The organism is Parafrankia sp. EAN1pec, assembly GCF_000018005.1.
In the GTDB taxonomy this organism is placed as follows: domain Bacteria; phylum Actinomycetota; class Actinomycetes; order Frankiales; family Frankiaceae; genus Parafrankia; species Parafrankia soli.
This window is the reverse complement of the sequence record NC_009921.1, coordinates 4,764,381-4,780,370: the sequence shown is the minus strand read 5'-3', so window position 1 is coordinate 4,780,370 and position 15,990 is coordinate 4,764,381. Positions and strand designations below refer to the sequence as shown.

At 69.0% G+C, this 15,990-nt stretch carries 15 protein-coding genes and 1 pseudogene; 7 read left to right on the top strand and 9 right to left on the bottom strand.

What is annotated here, in order from left to right:
* Positions 1-5: 5 nt before the first annotated feature.
* From FRANEAN1_RS41275 to FRANEAN1_RS19365, 6 genes are all read right to left on the bottom strand, one after another.
* Complete coding sequence (locus FRANEAN1_RS41275) at positions 6-149, bottom strand: hypothetical protein (protein WP_020461520.1); 144 nt, start codon at positions 147-149, stop codon at positions 6-8.
* Between the two features lie 167 nt (positions 150-316).
* Entirely contained in the window at positions 317-1,177 is an 861-nt protein-coding gene (locus FRANEAN1_RS19385; protein ID WP_020461519.1) for an ABC transporter ATP-binding protein, read from the bottom strand.
* Between the two features lie 34 nt (positions 1,178-1,211).
* Positions 1,212-2,039 carry a hypothetical protein gene (locus FRANEAN1_RS19380; protein ID WP_020461518.1) on the bottom strand — a complete coding sequence of 276 codons (828 nt, stop codon included), beginning with the start codon at positions 2,037-2,039 and terminating at the stop codon, positions 1,212-1,214.
* Complete coding sequence (locus FRANEAN1_RS19375; protein ID WP_020461517.1) at positions 2,036-2,731, bottom strand: hypothetical protein; 696 nt, start codon at positions 2,729-2,731, stop codon at positions 2,036-2,038. Before FRANEAN1_RS19375 ends, FRANEAN1_RS19380 begins: the two co-directional genes overlap by 4 nt.
* The gene (locus FRANEAN1_RS19370) at positions 2,728-3,651 is read right to left on the bottom strand and encodes a zf-HC2 domain-containing protein (protein ID WP_020461516.1); all 924 of its coding nucleotides are present in this window, start codon (positions 3,649-3,651) and stop codon (positions 2,728-2,730) included. Before FRANEAN1_RS19370 ends, FRANEAN1_RS19375 begins: the two co-directional genes overlap by 4 nt.
* Positions 3,648-4,208: an RNA polymerase sigma factor gene (locus FRANEAN1_RS19365; protein ID WP_020461515.1), complete on the bottom strand. Its 561-nt coding sequence runs from the start codon at positions 4,206-4,208 to the stop codon at positions 3,648-3,650. Before FRANEAN1_RS19365 ends, FRANEAN1_RS19370 begins: the two co-directional genes overlap by 4 nt.
* 203 nt (positions 4,209-4,411) lie before the next feature.
* On the opposite strand from FRANEAN1_RS19365, the gene FRANEAN1_RS19360 reads away from it, so the two are divergent.
* Positions 4,412-5,386: a zinc-binding dehydrogenase gene (locus tag FRANEAN1_RS19360; protein ID WP_020461514.1), complete on the top strand. Its 975-nt coding sequence runs from the start codon at positions 4,412-4,414 to the stop codon at positions 5,384-5,386.
* A 65-nt stretch (positions 5,387-5,451) separates the two neighbouring features.
* Here the strand turns inward: FRANEAN1_RS19360 and FRANEAN1_RS19355 are convergent, their stop codons facing one another.
* A complete protein-coding gene (locus tag FRANEAN1_RS19355; RefSeq protein WP_020461513.1) occupies positions 5,452-5,928 on the bottom strand; it encodes a MarR family transcriptional regulator in 477 nt (158 codons plus the stop codon).
* A 103-nt stretch (positions 5,929-6,031) separates the two neighbouring features.
* Here FRANEAN1_RS19355 and FRANEAN1_RS19350 point away from each other — a divergent pair, with 103 nt between their 5' ends.
* Positions 6,032-7,480 carry an MFS transporter gene (locus tag FRANEAN1_RS19350; RefSeq protein WP_020461512.1) on the top strand — a complete coding sequence of 483 codons (1,449 nt, stop codon included), beginning with the start codon at positions 6,032-6,034 and terminating at the stop codon, positions 7,478-7,480.
* A 294-nt stretch (positions 7,481-7,774) separates the two neighbouring features.
* Here FRANEAN1_RS19350 and FRANEAN1_RS19345 read toward each other — a convergent pair.
* Positions 7,775-7,948, bottom strand: a pseudogene (locus tag FRANEAN1_RS19345) (helix-turn-helix domain-containing protein); the annotation flags it as partial.
* A gap of 2,435 nt (positions 7,949-10,383) precedes the next feature.
* On the opposite strand from FRANEAN1_RS19345, the gene FRANEAN1_RS41270 reads away from it, so the two are divergent.
* The 5 genes from FRANEAN1_RS41270 (at position 10,384) to FRANEAN1_RS41265 (ending at position 14,916) form a co-directional block, all read left to right on the top strand.
* Positions 10,384-11,022 (top strand): hypothetical protein, encoded by a 639-nt coding sequence (locus FRANEAN1_RS41270; protein WP_157472712.1) that lies wholly within the window; start codon positions 10,384-10,386, stop codon positions 11,020-11,022.
* Positions 11,019-11,756 carry a tetratricopeptide repeat protein gene (locus tag FRANEAN1_RS19330; RefSeq protein WP_157472711.1) on the top strand — a complete coding sequence of 246 codons (738 nt, stop codon included), beginning with the start codon at positions 11,019-11,021 and terminating at the stop codon, positions 11,754-11,756. The genes FRANEAN1_RS41270 and FRANEAN1_RS19330 overlap by 4 nt, the downstream gene beginning before the upstream one ends.
* 337 nt (positions 11,757-12,093) lie before the next feature.
* Complete coding sequence (locus FRANEAN1_RS19325) at positions 12,094-13,455, top strand: ISL3 family transposase (RefSeq protein ID WP_347176675.1); 1,362 nt, start codon at positions 12,094-12,096, stop codon at positions 13,453-13,455.
* Positions 13,365-13,577 carry a transposase gene (locus FRANEAN1_RS43705; protein ID WP_347177241.1) on the top strand — a complete coding sequence of 71 codons (213 nt, stop codon included), beginning with the start codon at positions 13,365-13,367 and terminating at the stop codon, positions 13,575-13,577. The genes FRANEAN1_RS19325 and FRANEAN1_RS43705 overlap by 91 nt, the downstream gene beginning before the upstream one ends.
* Positions 13,578-14,007: 430 nt before the next feature.
* Positions 14,008-14,916, top strand: coding sequence for a hypothetical protein (locus tag FRANEAN1_RS41265; protein ID WP_157472710.1), 909 nt, complete (start codon positions 14,008-14,010; stop codon positions 14,914-14,916).
* An 80-nt stretch (positions 14,917-14,996) separates the two neighbouring features.
* Here FRANEAN1_RS41265 and FRANEAN1_RS19315 read toward each other — a convergent pair whose 3' ends face one another.
* Complete coding sequence (locus FRANEAN1_RS19315; RefSeq protein ID WP_020461503.1) at positions 14,997-15,746, bottom strand: hypothetical protein; 750 nt, start codon at positions 15,744-15,746, stop codon at positions 14,997-14,999.
* Positions 15,747-15,990: the final 244 nt, after the last annotated feature.

Genomic DNA, 15,990 nt, shown 5'->3' with positions numbered 1-15,990 from the left:
CCAGGTCAACGCCGGTGGCCGAGTTCTGACACCCCACAGGCGGACTGGGTGAGCTCGGCGAACGTCTCAGCGTTGTGTTCCCGCACCCAGGTGAGGGCGGCTTCCCCGGCGACGTCCTTGAGCCAACGGTGCGGATCATCGTCGGCCATCCCTCAAGTCCGCCCGATCGCGGGCGCCACATCCGACGAGAGCGAGTCCGGGAGTACGCGACAGTCGAACGCACGACTCTGCCAGTCCCCCTCCGCAACCGACGGACGTATGGGCGCGATGGGCCGTCGGGCCGGCCCGGCAGCCGATCCCGCCGGCCAGGCACAGTTCACCGTGCGGTCAGCGCGAGGTACCCGTCCTCGAGGGCGGGCTCCACCGGCCGCGCCTGCGGGCCCGGCGCTGCGGGCGCCACGACCCGGTACCGCATGCCGTCCTCGTGTGGCAGCGCGGACACGACCGTACCTTCGGCCGGCGGCGGCCCGTCGGTGACGACCGACCACACCCGGCCCCGGGCACGGTGGGTCAGCTCGTCAACCGTGCCGCGGAAGACGAGCACGCCCCTGGCGAGCACTGCCACCTCGCGGCAGGTCTGCGCGATGTCGTCGACGATGTGCGTGCTCAGCAGCACGGTGCGCCGGCCGGCGAACTGGGACAGCAGGGTGCGGAAGCGGATCCGCTCCTCCGGGTCGAGTCCCGCGGTCGGCTCGTCCACGATCAGCAGCTGCGGGTCGGCGAGCAATGCCTGGGCGATGCCGACCCGTTGCCGCATCCCACCGGAGAAGCCGCGCAGACGGCGGTCGGCGTCCCCGGTCAGGGCGACCACCTCGAGCAGCTCCCCGACGCGCCGGCGGCGGGCCGTACGGTCGTCCATGCCCTTGAGCAGCGCGACGTAGTCCAGGAACTGGCGCGCCGTCAGATCGGGATAGACGCCGAGATCCTGCGGCAGGTAGCCGAGGCCCTGCTGCACGGCGGTGCGCCCCACGCCCGTGCTCATATCGTGCCCGCCCACGGCGACCCGGCCGGACGTCGGCCGTACCAGGCCGGCGAGGATACGCATCAGCGTGGTCTTGCCGGCGCCGTTCGCGCCGAGCAGCCCGAACATGCCGGTGGGTACGACCAGGTCCAGGCCGTCGAGGGCGGCCACCCCGCCCCGGTACGTCTTCGTCAGGCCGGAGATCTCGATCCGCATCGGGTTTCCTCTGTTCGTCGTCGTTCGGGTGGCGTCAGGCTCGGCGGGCACGTACCGCGTGGCCCCCGGCGAGCGCGGCGGCCGCGAGCACCAGCAGCACCGCGATGGACAGCCAGGCGGTCGTCGGCGTCGGGTCCGGCCGCAGGAGGTTCAGCGTGGCGCCGGGCACCGGGCCGGCCCAGGTGTCCTCACCGTCGATGCCGTGGAAGTCGAGCAGCGCGTCGAGCGGGTAGCCGCCGAGCGGGTGGACGAGGGTCCGCGCGAGCGTCGGCATCATGTTCGGCGCGACCACGTTGCCCCAGAGCCAGTAGCCGACGAAGACCACGCGGAACAGCGGCGCCGGCATGATCAGGGGTACCGCCAGCGCGAAGGCGGCCACGAACAGCAGACCCGGCACGATCACCACGGCGCATGTGGCCAGTGCCCAGCCGAGCGCGCTCGGGGCGCCGGTGCGCACCGCGTACGCCGCGGCGAAGCCGAAGTACACCGCCAGGATCGGTACGGCCGTCGCGGCGCCCGCACCGAGGTATTTGCCGACGAGCCGGGCACCTGGCCGGGCGGGCGTAGCGTCCAGGATCGGCGCCACCCGCAGCCGGTCGTCGCGGATGAGCCGATCGGCGAGCAGGCAGCCGTACCCGATCGACAGCAGTGTGTGCACCTGGACCGCCAGGCCGACGACGGCGGTCCTGGCCTCGGCCGGCCGCTCGTTGGGGTCGAACAAGTCACGCAGCAGGCTGCCGCCGATCAGCAGGAACAGTACGACGGTCAGCGCGGGCACGATCCACACCGACCGTTTGCGGAACTGCATGCGGAACTCGTACCTCAGGCTCACGCCGAGCGTGCGCGCAGTCTGGCTGGTCATTCTTCCTCCTCGCCGATGAGCCGTTCCGAGCGGGCCAGCACGACCAGGGCCAACGCGACGAGCGTGGCCGCCGCGCCGAGCAGCGCCAGCCGGTTCCGGGTCCAGTCGCCGGGCACCGCGCCGCGGGTCGTGGCGAACAGGTAGAGCAGCCGCCCCGGCAGGTGCTGCTGCACCAGGTCGGCGAAGAGCTGCTGGAACGTCCAGAGCGTGCTGACCAGCGCGCCGGCCGCCGCCGGGCTGCGGAACACGGCGCCCGCCGCGAAGCCCACGGCCCCCAGACCGACGGTCGGCGCCGCCCAGGTGAGCTGCCCGGCGAACGGCCCGTGGTTGGCCGGCCAGCGCCCCCACCAGCCGGTCGCGATCAGCACGGCCGCCGTCAGCCCGGCGACCACCGCGGCCCAACCCAGCGTCACCGCCATACGCCGCAGCAGCGTGACGCGGTACGGCGTGGGCGCGGCGAGCTGCAGCTCCACGGCCGGATCCCGCCCGACCAGCGAGGCGCAGCCGACACCGGCGGCGAGCGGCACCGCCATCTCCAGGGCGCCGAGCAGGATGCGGGCCGTCGTCGCGTCGCCCGGCAGCGCGTTGACTAGCGCGGCCGAGACGCCCAGCGCGACGGCGATCGGCGGACCGAGCAGGGCTGCCCATCCCGCCCGGCGCGCCTCGTACCGCCAGAGCGTCAGTGGTCTCATGTCGGATGGGTAGCGCGCCAGCCGCCGTGCGGTTCACCGCCACACGAACCAAGGCGCCCGGCCATCACCACCGCGGCGATCCCGAACACGGCGCTCACGGCGAGGACCGCCGCGTTCGTGGACCAGGCGTCCACGATGAACCTCGCCGGCCAGTTGTCGCGGGCGAACACGCCGCCCGCCAGCACCCGCACCGCCCACAGCCCGATGGCCGCGCCGAGCGCGACGTCCGGCCCGAACCGGACGGCGACCAGCAGGCTGACCGAAGACAGCAGCGCCATTGGTCCGAGCCAGGCGGCGATCAACGCGTGCAGGCTCGCCGCCCCGTCCGCCGCGGCGGCGGTCAGCGCGGAGGCCGCCACCGCGAGCACCAGGTCGTACCCGAACACCAGCGCGAGGCGTACCAGCAGCAACAGCGGGCCGGCCGTCGGAGTGGCGGCGACCAGTTCGGCGACCGGGTCGCGTCGTGACCGGTACGTGCCGGCGACACCCGCCGCGGCCACGATCGGGGCGACCAGCGCGAGCACCGCGTCGGCGCCGGTCGCGGGCCGCGCAACGCCCGCCGCCTGAACCAGGACGACGGCCACGCCGAGCGCCATCACCAGCGCCGAGGCGACGGGCACGGCCAGCCGGATCAGCCGGGCCTCGGCCACGACCAGCGCGGCGGCGTACCGCAGGCGTCTCGTCCAGGGACCGTCGCCCGGTGGGTCGGCGGGCCCCTCGATAGCGCTCCGGGTCAGCACGGTCCGCACCATCCGCGCGGCGTCCGGTGCCGCGTCGCCCGGCGCCGCGGCATCCGCGATCGCCCGCCAGACGGCGAGGTCCGCGCGGCAGCGCGCGCAGCCCGCCAGGTGTGCGCGGACTCGGTCGCGGTCCGCGCCGGGCAGCGAGCCGGCGGCGTACGCGGGCAGCATCTCGTTCATTCGGGCACCTCCTGGGCGGTGAGCGCGGCGGCGACGGCGGCCCGGGCGTGATGCAGCCGGCTCTTCACCGTGCCGACGGGGATCGCGAGCACCTCGGCGACGTCGGCGAGCGGCAGGCCGGCCACGAACACCAAGGCGATCACGTCGCGGTGGTAGTCGGGCAGCCGGTCGATGGCCGCGGCCACCGGTGTGCCTCCCGCCGCCGCGATCGCCAACTCGTCGGGGCCGGCGCCCTGGTCGGGCCGATCGAGCAGAGGGACGCCGATGGTCTCCGGGCCGAACCGGCCGCGCAACCGGTTGTGCGCCTGGCGGCGGGCGACCCCGAACAGCCACGTGCTCGCCTTCGAGCGGCCCTCGAAGGCGACGGCCGACCGCCAGACCGCCAGCATCGTGTCCTGGAGGATCTCCTCGGCGGTCATCCGGTCGCCGGCCAGCCGGTACAGGTAGCCGAACAGCGCGCCGGCGTGCCGCTCGTAGAGCCGAGTCAGCGCGCCCGCGTCGCCGGCGGCGACCGCGCGCAACAACGCCTCGTCGCTGCCCGGCTCGGGCCGCGCCATCCGCTCACCTCCTCCGCCTGAAAGGTAGGTAGCGAGCGGAGGGGCGAACGGTTCACACGCCTCCGGTGTCCGCGCCGGACCGGCGGGGGCTTGGTCAACGAACACGATTGTCTTGACATAAAGCGCGGTTCAGGGTCGAGGGTGACCCCCGTGGCCGCGTTCAGTAGGGCCGCGGGCCGCGAGGAGATTCTGGAGCGTCTGGCATGCGTGCGATACGGCTACACGCCTTCGGCCCCGCCGAGAACCTGGTCTGCGAAGACGTCCCCGACCTGCTCCCGGCCGAGGGGCAGGTGCGGATTGATGTGCAGGCCAGCGGTGTCCACCTGATCGAGACCAGGCTTCGGCGTGGCGTCGGGGTCGGCCCGCATCTGCCACCGGAGCTGCCGACCACGCTCGGCGGGGAGGTCGCCGGTGTCGTGGGGGCGGTGGGTTCCGGTGTGGGAACGGGATGGCTGGGCCGCCGGGTTGTGGCGCAGCTGGGGGCAGGCGGCGGGTACGCCGAGCAGGCCGTCGCTTCCGCGGACTCCGTGCACGTACTGCCCGAGCACCTGGACGCGGAGACAGCGGTGGCAGTCGTCACGAACGGGGCCACCGCTCAGGGCGTGCTGGGAGTGGCGAACTTGACCACGGATGACGTGGTGCTGGTGATGTCTGCGGCTGGTGGACTGGGCAGCCTGTTCGTCCAAGCGGCCCATCACGCCGGTGTCACCGTCGTGGGTGTGGCCGGGGGCGATGCGAGGGCCGCTCGTGCCCGTGAGCTCGGCGCTGATGTCGCGGTGGACTACCAGGATGCCGACTGGCCCGCGCTTGTCCGTGAGGCTCTGGACGGACGTGCGGTGAGCGTGGTCCTTGATGGCGTCGGCGGCGTTCTCGGCCGCCAGGCACTGGAACTGCTCGGCCCCGGTGGGCGCTTCCTGATGTATGGCTGGGCGGCCGGGGAACCGACCGCGATCACCACACGTGACCTCGTGGAGCGCGAGTTGACGGCGACCTGGGCGATCGGGCCGAACGCAACCCCCTCCGGTGGTTGGCGCGAGTTGGCGGCTCGGGCCCTGGAAGAAGCAGCGGCAGGCCGTCTCGTTCCGCTGATGACGCGTTTCCTCCTGGAGCGAGCGGCCGATGCGCACTCTGCCCTGGAAGCCCGCGAGGCCGAAGGCAAAGTGGTACTTACCATCTAGGTCGGTCACGTGGTGAAACTACGAACTCGGCACCGACTGCTGCATAGTGGACGTGGATCTTCCGGTCAGAGGTCCGGTCCACACGATTCCCGGCTGCGGCCCTTGAATGGGTGGTGGTGATCGACCAGCTGGGTCAGCAACCGTACCAACTGGTCGCGCTCGTTCGCCGACAGCGGCGCGAGTAGCTCGTCCTGAATCTGTGCGAGCAGCTTGTCGAGCCGTCGCAGGTGCCGGACCCCTGCCGGGGTGATCGTAATGATGTTACGTCGACGGTCGGCGGGATCGGGGGTGCGCTCGATGAGCTCCCGATCAACAAGCTCGTTGACCATCGCCACCACGTCGCTGCGGTCGAGACCACAGCGACGGCCAAGCGCCGCCTGACTGGCCGGGCCGAACTCATCGAGCGCCGCGAGCAACGAGTAGTGGTAGCGGCGGGCGTCCGCGGCGGCCAGCCGCTCGGTCACCAGCCGACTCGCCGGCACCGCAGCCTGGCTCATCAGCCAGCTCGGCAGCCTACGCAAGCGGGCGGGAGCCGTCTCCATACCAGCAGCCTACCAATTTTGTTGGTCGTACCTACAAACCCTGCTAACGTTGGCCATCCCAACGTTGGACAGGCCAACGTTCACGAGCGCGCTGAGGTGCTGGATGCGGATAGCCGCGCACCCTTCGGCCGAGCCGGCCCCGACCACAGCTGACCCGCTGCGTTGGCGGGCACTGGCCGCGATAGCCGCCGGCCAGCTCATGATTGCGGCAGACGTCACGATCATGAATATCGCACTGCCGTCCGCCCAGCACTCCTTGCACCTGTCAACGGCGCAACGACAGTGGGTGATCACCCTCTTCGCTCTCGCCTACGGCGGGTTCCTCCTGCTCGGGGGCAGACTGTCCGATCTGATCGGTCGCAAGCGCTGCCTGCTGATCGGACTGGCGGGTTTCGCCGCAGCCTCGGCGCTGGGTGGGGCAGCCGTGAACCCAACCATGCTCCTGGTTGCTAGAGCGCTCCAGGGCATATTCGGGGCGCTGTTCACACCCTCCGCCCTCGCGCTGCTCGGTACGACATTCACCGAACCCTCCGAACGCGGCAAAGCCTTCGGGATCTACGGCACCGTGATGGCGGGCAGTTCCGGCATCGGACTGATCCTCGGCGGCGTCCTCACCAACTACCTCGACTGGCGCTGGTGCATGCTCGTGAGCCTGCCCATCGCGGTCGGCGCTGCCGCCGGAGTCAGCGCGACGGTTCGCGCGACCCCCCGCCGGCTCGGCACCGAGGTAGACATCGTCGGCGCGGTGCTCGCCACAACCGGGCTCATGGCACTGGTCCTTGGATTCACCCGCGCGGAGTCACAAGGCTGGGCCACCCGGATCACGCTGGGCGTTCTTGCCGCCGGAGTCATCCTTCTCGCGCTGTTCGTCCTAGTGGAAAGCCGCACCGGAGCGGCCCTCCTGCCGCTGCGGGTCGTCCGTGAGCGTCGACGAGCCGGTGCGTACCTGGCCGTCCTGTGCATGGCGATCGGCATGTTCGCCGGATTCTTCTTCCTCACCTTCTACCTGCAGGACATCCTCGGATACTCACCGATCAAGGCAGGACTCGCGTTCCTCCCGTTCACTGCGGCGATCATGCTAGGAGTACGCGTCATCCGCGGGTTCCTGATGCGCGCACCCCTGCGGCTGCTGCTGTGCCCGGGTCTCCTGGCATGCGCGGCCGGACTCGCACTGCTCGGCCTACTACGCGCCGACGGCGGCTACGTCACCGGGGCGCTTCCCGTCGTCGTGCTGCTCGGACTCGGTGTCGGCTGTGTGCTGCTGCCTGCCAACAACATCGCGACTCTCGGCGCGGGCCCGGACACCGGCGTCGCCGGCGCCATCGTGATGACCTCCCAACAGATCGGCGCCTCGCTCGGCACCGCCCTGCTCGGCAGCATCGCCGCTACCGCCACCACCGCCTACGTCCACTCGCACGCCGCCGCGGCCGACCTCCCCGCACGGGCCGCGGTGCACGGCTACAACGTAGCCGGCCTCTCCGGCGCCGCCTTCCTGTGCCTCGCAACGACCCTGGTGTTCCTCCTTACCGGTCCGAGGAACCCCAACCAATAAAAAGATCCTCCACGGCGTTCACGGCGACTGGCTAGAACGCATCCCGCTGACCCGCAGGAACATACGCGACATCGTCAACGCCCTCCGCGCCCACGGATACACAGACGTCAACGCCCTCACGCATGGCTAAACAAGATATCGTTTACGCGGTGCGGACTGCGACGCGCCCGGCGAGCACGGCCGTCCACGGCCGCGCGCAGGCGGGCGCGCGGCGCGGCCCACACCTCGCTGCTTGACGCGACACCGGCCACGCTACGACGCGCGGGACACGATGGCGAGCCTGCTCCTGACGCAACGGAAGAAGGTCGTCTCCGAGACTTCCGCAGCGTCGATGATCTGTTCGACGGTGGTCGCGTTGTAGCCCTGTTCGCGAAACAGTCGCAGGGCGTGGGTCTGGATTGCGGCCCTGGTCCGGGCCTTCTTGCGTTCTCGCAGGCCAGGCGCTGCCCGGTCAGTGCTCGACGGCATCGACGGTCCCTTCCTCGGTCGGCTGACCGGCTTCCGTTCTACGCGATCGGCCCCGGGGAAGGACTGCCAGAGCCACGCAGGCTCCAAGTATGGCGATCACGGCGGATACCAGGAACGCGGCGCTCATCCCGTCGACGAACGCCGCACGGACCGCCTGCTCCAGCCCTGGTCCCCCGGCTGCCTGTGCGGTGGCCGTGCCGCCGTAGAGGCTCCTGCGTGCCGTTGCGGCCACCGTCTCCGGGAGCCCGACGCTGTCGAGGCGAGCGTGGTAGACCGCTGAAGCTGCACCACCCCGATTAGCGAGATCGGGACTCGGACCTGGGCGTCGCGGACGGACCACGTTCGTCCTGATCAAGCAGCGTCCCGGCCACTGCATTGAAGATCGCCGCAAGCGGTAATCTTAAAACTTTTCTTCTCCGCGCAAAGATGAGGAAGATCCGGCATCTTAGACTAGTCATCGTCAGTGCGCGTACTTTTGGGCCATCGAACAAAATGATCACAGTATGTAAGTGACATCTAGTTAAGATCAACCCTCCATGACTACCGTCTGTTAAGGAACGGACCGGGGCCTGCTGTTCGCTTGACACTGAAGAACAGTAATGGGACATTTTGCCAGGCGCGCCCGCATGGGCTTTCAACCGCCAGACCGGGCTACACACTCAGCCTTTCCCCTGATCGACATGAATTAATGACGTGGTCATGCGACGCTCTATTCTAAGGATGTCCCTAGCGTTTTTCCTCACGGGTGTGGTACTAGCCGTAACGTCGCAGACTTCGGCAACGGCAGCTTCAGTGGAGCCCGTTCCCGCCGCCGTTCCTGTCCCTTTCCTTGGAGGCACTGAGGTCGGCACGGACGCCACGTTGTCGACGGACGGTTCCCCGGGAACGTTGGCATCGGGGTCGGGGTGCTACTTCGATCAAGCGGGCGATCGCGTCCACATCTCCTCGACCACCACCCCCCGGGAAGCGTCCGGGCATGGTTATTGGATCAATGGAAACTGCCCCACCACTACTGCTACCGTAACGGTGCAGCTGCAGGAGCTCTACAGCGACGGTAGCTGGAGAAACAACGGCACCAAAGGAAAGTTGACCGTGGTCTCCGGCGGAGGCAGGGGTGCCCGGGCGACTGGGCGAGCGGGTTGCACTACGAATAGCCTCACGGGATGGCGTAGCATAATCGACGTCGATTTGGTAAATCTGTCAGATGACAACAGCGTGCTGATCACAACCCCTCTGAACCTCAACTGCAGGCGATAAGTCGAACCCACGGATTCCATCTGCGTTCCCAGAACAAAGCCTGCCACGGAGCCGGCTGGGTTGTCACAGCAAGCAACAGGTTCGGTGTTACCCCACCGACTACAGGCCACTTGGGATCGCGGGGTTCCAGAGCAACTCGCACTGGTTCCGGCTTGCAGCGATATGGGAGGGAAGCGACTTCGACTGTTCCCCTCCCATTTTCGCAGATCAGGGTCAAGACAGCCGCCAGTTGCGGCTGCCTTGCAGCGGCCCGGCAATCTGACTACCGAAACTTAGATCAAGATTTGATAACCAAGGATCCGGCCGGCACCAAGTACGCCGACCTTGGGCATTTACCTAGTCGCTGACAGTCGCACCTGAAGGCGCCGGCTGAGGATCACCTCGTACGGCAAGCGTCTGAGCTCCTCGAGGGTCGTTTCGACGCCGAGAGCCCTCAGACGTTCAACCAGGCGTGTCCACGAATACAACTCCCCCGTCTCCTCAGCGTCGTCCGGTAGGACGACGTTACGCACGGCCGACTCGACTGCCTCGACGGTCAGGCCGACCCAAGCGTCGGTAGCAGCACCTCCTCCTGACCTCTTGCTGCTCCAGCCGCGGTCATCGGTCAACGTGAGGCGACGTCCATCTGAGAGAGTCGCGAACTCCTCGACGCGGAAGTGCAGAGTCTGACTGGAAGCTCCGAGGGGCTGCTCCACCTGCTCCGATGACCATGTCGAACCCGCCACACCGTCGCGAGGCTCGTCGGTGTCGCACCAAGCTCCTACGCCCACAACCTCCACACCCATAACACCGAGGGTAGTGCCCAGCCAGCCAATAGGCAGCGAAGGCCATCCACCAGGATCGGGGCGGGTGACTCCGGTGGCCGCCGCGCACGTACGCGGAGTCCGGTCATGGAACTATCTGACCGGCGGCGAGTAGACCTTTTTCGACCGGGCCCCCTGCTCGGCGAACAGGATGATCAGGACTGACAGTGCCATCACGGTGATACCGGCGCCGGCCGCCCTGACCCCCCCGCCAGGAACATCTCCGTCGACCCCGCGCAGGCGCTAGAGCACACAGACCCCCCATGCCGACTAGTACCTACCTGCAGGGTCGGGACAGCGACCGGGCAGCCGGATCTGGCGTCCGGCTCGGACGACCGGCTCGCCCAGGCCCGCGCGCTGCTGCGGCTCGGCCGGGTGCACCGGATCGACGTACCGGATGGTTTCCAGGAGACCAGCCCGGACGTGCTGGACGCCTTCGCGCGCAAGGACCCCCGGCTGGCCGCCGCCTGCGAGGCGGGCCGGGCCGACCGGGCGATCACCCAGGTGCTGGCCGGCGGGGTGGACCTGCTCGAGCGCTACACGCACACCCTCGACGACCAGAGCCGGGCGCTGCTCACCGCCGCGATGGACATCCGCCGGCTCGGGCGTTCCGGCCCGCTCCCGGGGCGCTGCTCGAGCAGGCGGCGCCCGGCTACCTCGCTCCCGGCCAGCGGGTCGCCGGTCCCGACTGGTTCGCCGCCGCCGTCCGGACCGCGACCGAGGAACTCCGTGGGGTCCGCGCGCTCACCCCGGTCCGGACCGCGCCCGGCGTCGGCGAGCCGGACGGGTACCTGCTACACGACTACCTGGAGCAACACGCCGACGCGGCGCGCCGTGCGAATCCCGTACCCGCGGCCGTCTGGGAAGCACTCACGGCGCACGCGGCTGATCCGGACGAGCTGGCGCGGCTCGCGGTGGAGGCGGAGTACCGAGGGCTGTACCAGTACGCGCACCGGCTTGCGGTCGCGGCTGGGGACGACGCCCATGCGCTGGGGATCCTGGCTGACCGGATGAGCGCCGACGGATACGCCGAGGAGGCGCTGGTCGCCTATGAGCAGGCGGCGAGGACCGCCGGTTGGAGCCATCCGATCGAGTACGCCGCCGATCGCCTAGAGAAGTCGGGACACGTCGACGAGGCCATCGCCTGTTACCACAGGGCAGCGGAGATCTTCGGCAGGAGCGAGCCGCTGCGGCGGGCCGTGCATCTGCTGGAGAGCGCGGGCCGCCAAGATGAGGCGCTCGACTGCCGGATGCGGGCGCTCGAGATAGCCGCGAGCGCGCCGAGCCTACGTGCCCGAGCGGAAGAACTGCTTGCCGACGGCCGCACCGACGAGGCGCTGGGATTGTTCCACCGTGCGGACCAGGCAGATGGTTCGGCGAAGCTGTTCCCGCGAGGTGGCGATCTACTCGATCCGAGGACACTCGTCACCAACTATCGGTGGCATGCGCAGTCCTTCGATCTGCAGCACTGGCAGGACGTCCGTGACGTGGCAGAGCTGCTGGACACGGCTGGGCGAGCCGCCGATGCGAATAGCTGGTTGCAGGGGCTGGCCGCCGCTTCGACCACGACGCGGTCGAAGCGGCGTCCGCTCGACTGGTCGCGGCGGGCCGCCAGGCGGACGCCATCACGTGGCTGCGGGAACTGGCAGAGCGTGGCAACCGCCCGGCGCGACGGGAAGCGGCCAAACAACTGCTCGCGGCGGGGCCCTACCTGCCAGGATGAGGTGAGACAGGCTCGGTTCCGGTAGACGCCGGCAGATGAGCACTCCCGCGCCCTGGGCCGGGTTTCGAGTCCCTGGGTCAGATCGTGCCCCTGCCTGTGGTCGGGAGACAGACCACAGATGGTGTCGGCGGCGCCTGAACACTGGATCTGGATCTGTCCCTGATCTTGTGATCGGACTGACCCCGGGGTGCGCGCTGACCACGATCGACCTTCTGTGATCATGTGCCGGGTACCTCTCTGACCTTGGGGTTCTTCTTCCGCATCTGGCGGGTCTCGTTGTCGATCGGGTTGACCGGTCTGGTGATCGGCTGCGGTTGCGGGCCCGTGTTCGAGGAGCTGCTGGTGGGTGCCCTGGGTGTGGGGTGGTCTCGGAGCGGGTCCACGGGCGGTATCGCCGGCGGTTGGTCGACGCGGCGATCGCGGGTGCTCAGGTCGAGATCGATCTGCTGGTCCGGCGGTTCCGCTGCCTGACAGCCGGCTGTCCGCGGGTGACGTTCGCGGAGCAGGTCGTGGGTCTGACGAGTCCGCATGCCCGGTTCGCCCCGCTCGCCGGTCGGATGATCGAGGCGATCGGGGTGGCGTTGGCGGGCAGAGCCGGAGCACGCCTCGCCGGCCGGATGGGGCTTCCCGCTGGTCGGAACACGCTGCTACGCCGAGTCCGGGCCCTGTCCGACCCGCAGATCGGGGTGGTGACGGTCCTCGGGGTGGATGACTTCGCGCTGCGCCGGGGTCGGGTCTACGGAACGGTCCTGATCGATCTCGACAGCCACCGGCCGGTGGACCTGCTGCCCGACCGGGACGCGGCGACGTTCGCCGGCTGGCTGGCCGAGCATCCCGGCGCGCAGGTGATCTGCCGGGACAGGGCCGGTGCCTACGCCGATGGCGCCCGCACCGGTGCCCCGGACGCCGTGCAGGTGGCGGACCGCTTCCATCTGTGGAGCAATCTCGCCGGATACGTCGAGACGACGGTCGCCCGGCACCGTTCCTGCCTGGCGCAACCACCGGCCACCGACGAGGCTGCGGACAAGCCGCGGGTGGGCCTCGACAACGCGGTGGCCGCAGCGCGGGACGCCCAGTTCGAGCAGCGGGCGTTCGTGCGACACGCCCGCGAGCGGCACGCCGCCGTCCAGGAACTCAAAGCCGCAGGCGTGGGCATCAAACCGATCGCCGCCCGACTCGGCCTGGCCCGAGGAACAGTCCGCAAGTACTACCGCGCCACCAGCGTCGACGACGTCCTGGCCAAGGCCCGCGACGGGCGCGGTTCGATCCTGCAGCCGTGGGAGCCCTACCTCACCGAGCGGGTCAACGCCGGGATCACCAACGGCAGCCAGCTGTTCCAGGAGATCCGCGACCAGGGCTACACCGGGAGCAAGGCCGTGATCCTGGCCTACCTGCGCCCGCTACGCGCGGGCGGCAGCACAGCCGCTCCGGCGGCACGGCAGGCACGGCAGGCACGGCAGGTTCGCACCGTCACCCGGTGGATCCTCACCCACCCCGAGCACCTGGATGAACAGGACACCCTCGCGTTACAGCAGGTCCTCACCGCTGCCAGGACCTCCGGAAGACCGCTGGCCATGTCACCGCGTTCGCGCAGATGCTCACCGGTCGTCACGGGGAGCGGCTCAACGGGTGGATCGCCGCCGTCGACGCCGATGACCTGTCCGAACTTCACCGCTTCACCCGCGGGCTCCTGCGCGACCACGACGCCGTCCTCAACGGGCTGACCCTGCCGCACAGCTCCGGACAGGTCGAAGGCACCGTGAACCGCATCAAAATGATCAAGCGGCAGATGTATGGCCGGGCGAACTTCGACCTGCTCCGCAAACGAGTTCTCCTCGCGACCTGACGGCGCCCGGGTCCACTTCGATCACAAGATCAGGGACAGATCCCACATTCAGCCGTCGTTGACAGATGGGATGTCGTGGCCGTCGAGCGTGACGTGACCACTTGGCCATTAGGGCGTGGTGGATCTCCCGCTGGCTGCCGGGCCTGGCGCCGAGAGACGGGAGAGACCTGGTGCTGTTCGTCGGGACGACTGGGCGGAGGACCACCACGACGTGGATGTGCAGGACGAGACAGGCAGGCGGCTGACGAAGGCCCGGCTGCCCGAGGGCACGGCCGGGATCGCCCGGCTGCACACGCTGCCCTCCGCCGGAGCGGTATCCCGTCCACTCCCGGGGATCTCGCCTTCGAGCGGCTCACCCCGACCGGCATGGCGATCACCGCCGCCACCTGCCAGGCGCCCTGTCCCAAGGCAGTTGACCTCATCGACCGATGTGGACGCGTCGACCTGCCTATATTATGAGTATGTGACCCGATCTGTACCGGAAAAGACGCTAGAGCATTGGGCCAGCCAGTACATCACATACCGGTACAGGTCGAAGGCCGCCCTCTGGTGGCCCGCGAGGGGGGAGGACATCCAGTTCGGTCGACTTCCGTCAAGACCCGGAAAGATCGTACAGATCGAGCTGAAGACCACTGAAGTCGTCCGTCGCGGCGTCCACGAGGTGGAGGTCGACCTCGGACAGCTCTGGGAGTATCGGCGTCTACCGTTGGGAAAGCAACCATTCTACGCCTTCCCCCGGCCGGGTGCCGACTGGCCCGGAGATCTCGGCGAGGCCGCCGCCAAGACAGGCCGTGCCGTCTCCGAACTCGGATACCGCAGGGGTAAGGAATTGTGGTTCGCGAACTGGATGGTCGTGATGACCACCGAGCAGGTCGCGGACGTCATGAGCAAGGAGCTTGCACTGCACGGTTCGGAGAAACGAGGCGAGCGGCGGCCGCTGGTGCGTTTCGCCGGCAAATCCGAACCGAGATGGGGACTTGAAGCGGCCGATCCGGAGGTGATCCGCTGGCGAGACTTCTGGTCGATTCTCGACCGGTGCGGTCGGGATCGCTGGCCACAGTTGATTCGCCTGCCCGCCGTCTTCCTTGACATCCGCGACGGTCGGGAGCTTTCCGGCGGTCGAGAGGTCTACACTCGTCAGCAGCTCAGGGAGCTTCTGGACGGCGCGGCAGGGGCGCAGGGAGATGTCGGGCACCTGGTGATTCTCGAACCCAATCCTGATGGTCACTACCGACGTTCAGATTTCTTGAACAGCAACTCTGCCAGAGTAGGTGCAGCTCCCAGTAGAGGCGATACCGAGCAAAACGACCATCGTGCGGTCGTCTCGCTTGATGCTTGAATCTCCACGATGCATCGCCAACGCGATGTCGATACCGCCGGCATTTGCTGCTTCCTCGCGGCGGCTACGGTTGGGGAGCGCTACCCGTTCGCCGGTCTCCTGGAGACGAGAGGCATCTCATCGACGCGATCCTGGTGGACGTGGAAGAAATACGGCCCAGGTCGGGAGCGCGCGACGCGGAGGATCTCCTCCCTGTTGTCGATGAGACGTTGAGCCATCTGACAGCCAGTGAGGTCCTGTCGTGCGAGGGCGAAGCAGCGTGCACCCGAGGCGAGGATCGCGGTCTCGTAGCCGGGAAGCTGGATGTGCTCGGCCAGGTCGTCGTCGGCGTAGGTGATCAGGCGCAGGTAACGGTCGACGACCTCGGCGAAGACCCGTTGGCCGCTGCGGATGGCAACCAGCTCACGGACACCGCGGGCGGCGCGCGGGTCGGCGTCGTCGTGCTGGGCGTAGTCCCACAGCAGCTCCGCCCCGGCCAGGTAGAGGCGGCGGCTGGCCAGCGCGTGGTCCAGGCCGACCTCGTCGCGCAGGAACTCCAACGCCGGCCTGATCTGCTGCAAAGGGACATGCGCCTGGCGGAACGCGGCAAGCACCAGCCCTTCCGCCAGGCCGATGAACGGCACCGACGGCCCCCCGCGGAACGGTGCTGGCAACGCCGTGACCACCGGGCTCCTGCGCACCTGCCGGCCGCCCTGGGTGACCCAGGTGTAGCCCCGTGCCCACCTGCCGAAAGTCGTCGGCCGTAGAGCCAGACACCGTGCGGCCTCGGCGAGGCTGTAGAGAGGCACGGTGAGCCGGATGTCCTCCCCGGCGCTCAGCGCTTCCGTCACTTCTCGATCATGACCTATCCGCCCACCGCTATGCACGCCGGCCGCCGGCGAGTCCCAACTTCTGTCATGTGCCGGGGCTATCGTCGGGAAGCGGGTGCCAGAGCTGCGCCGAGGAGCCGTCGGTGCGGTCGTCGTCACGAGGCGGCGCGGGTGATCTCGACGCAGATGCGTACGCTGGGTGTCCATCTGTGGACCCGTCGGAAACATGTCGGGGTGGGCGTGGTGCGACGGGGTGAACGCTGAC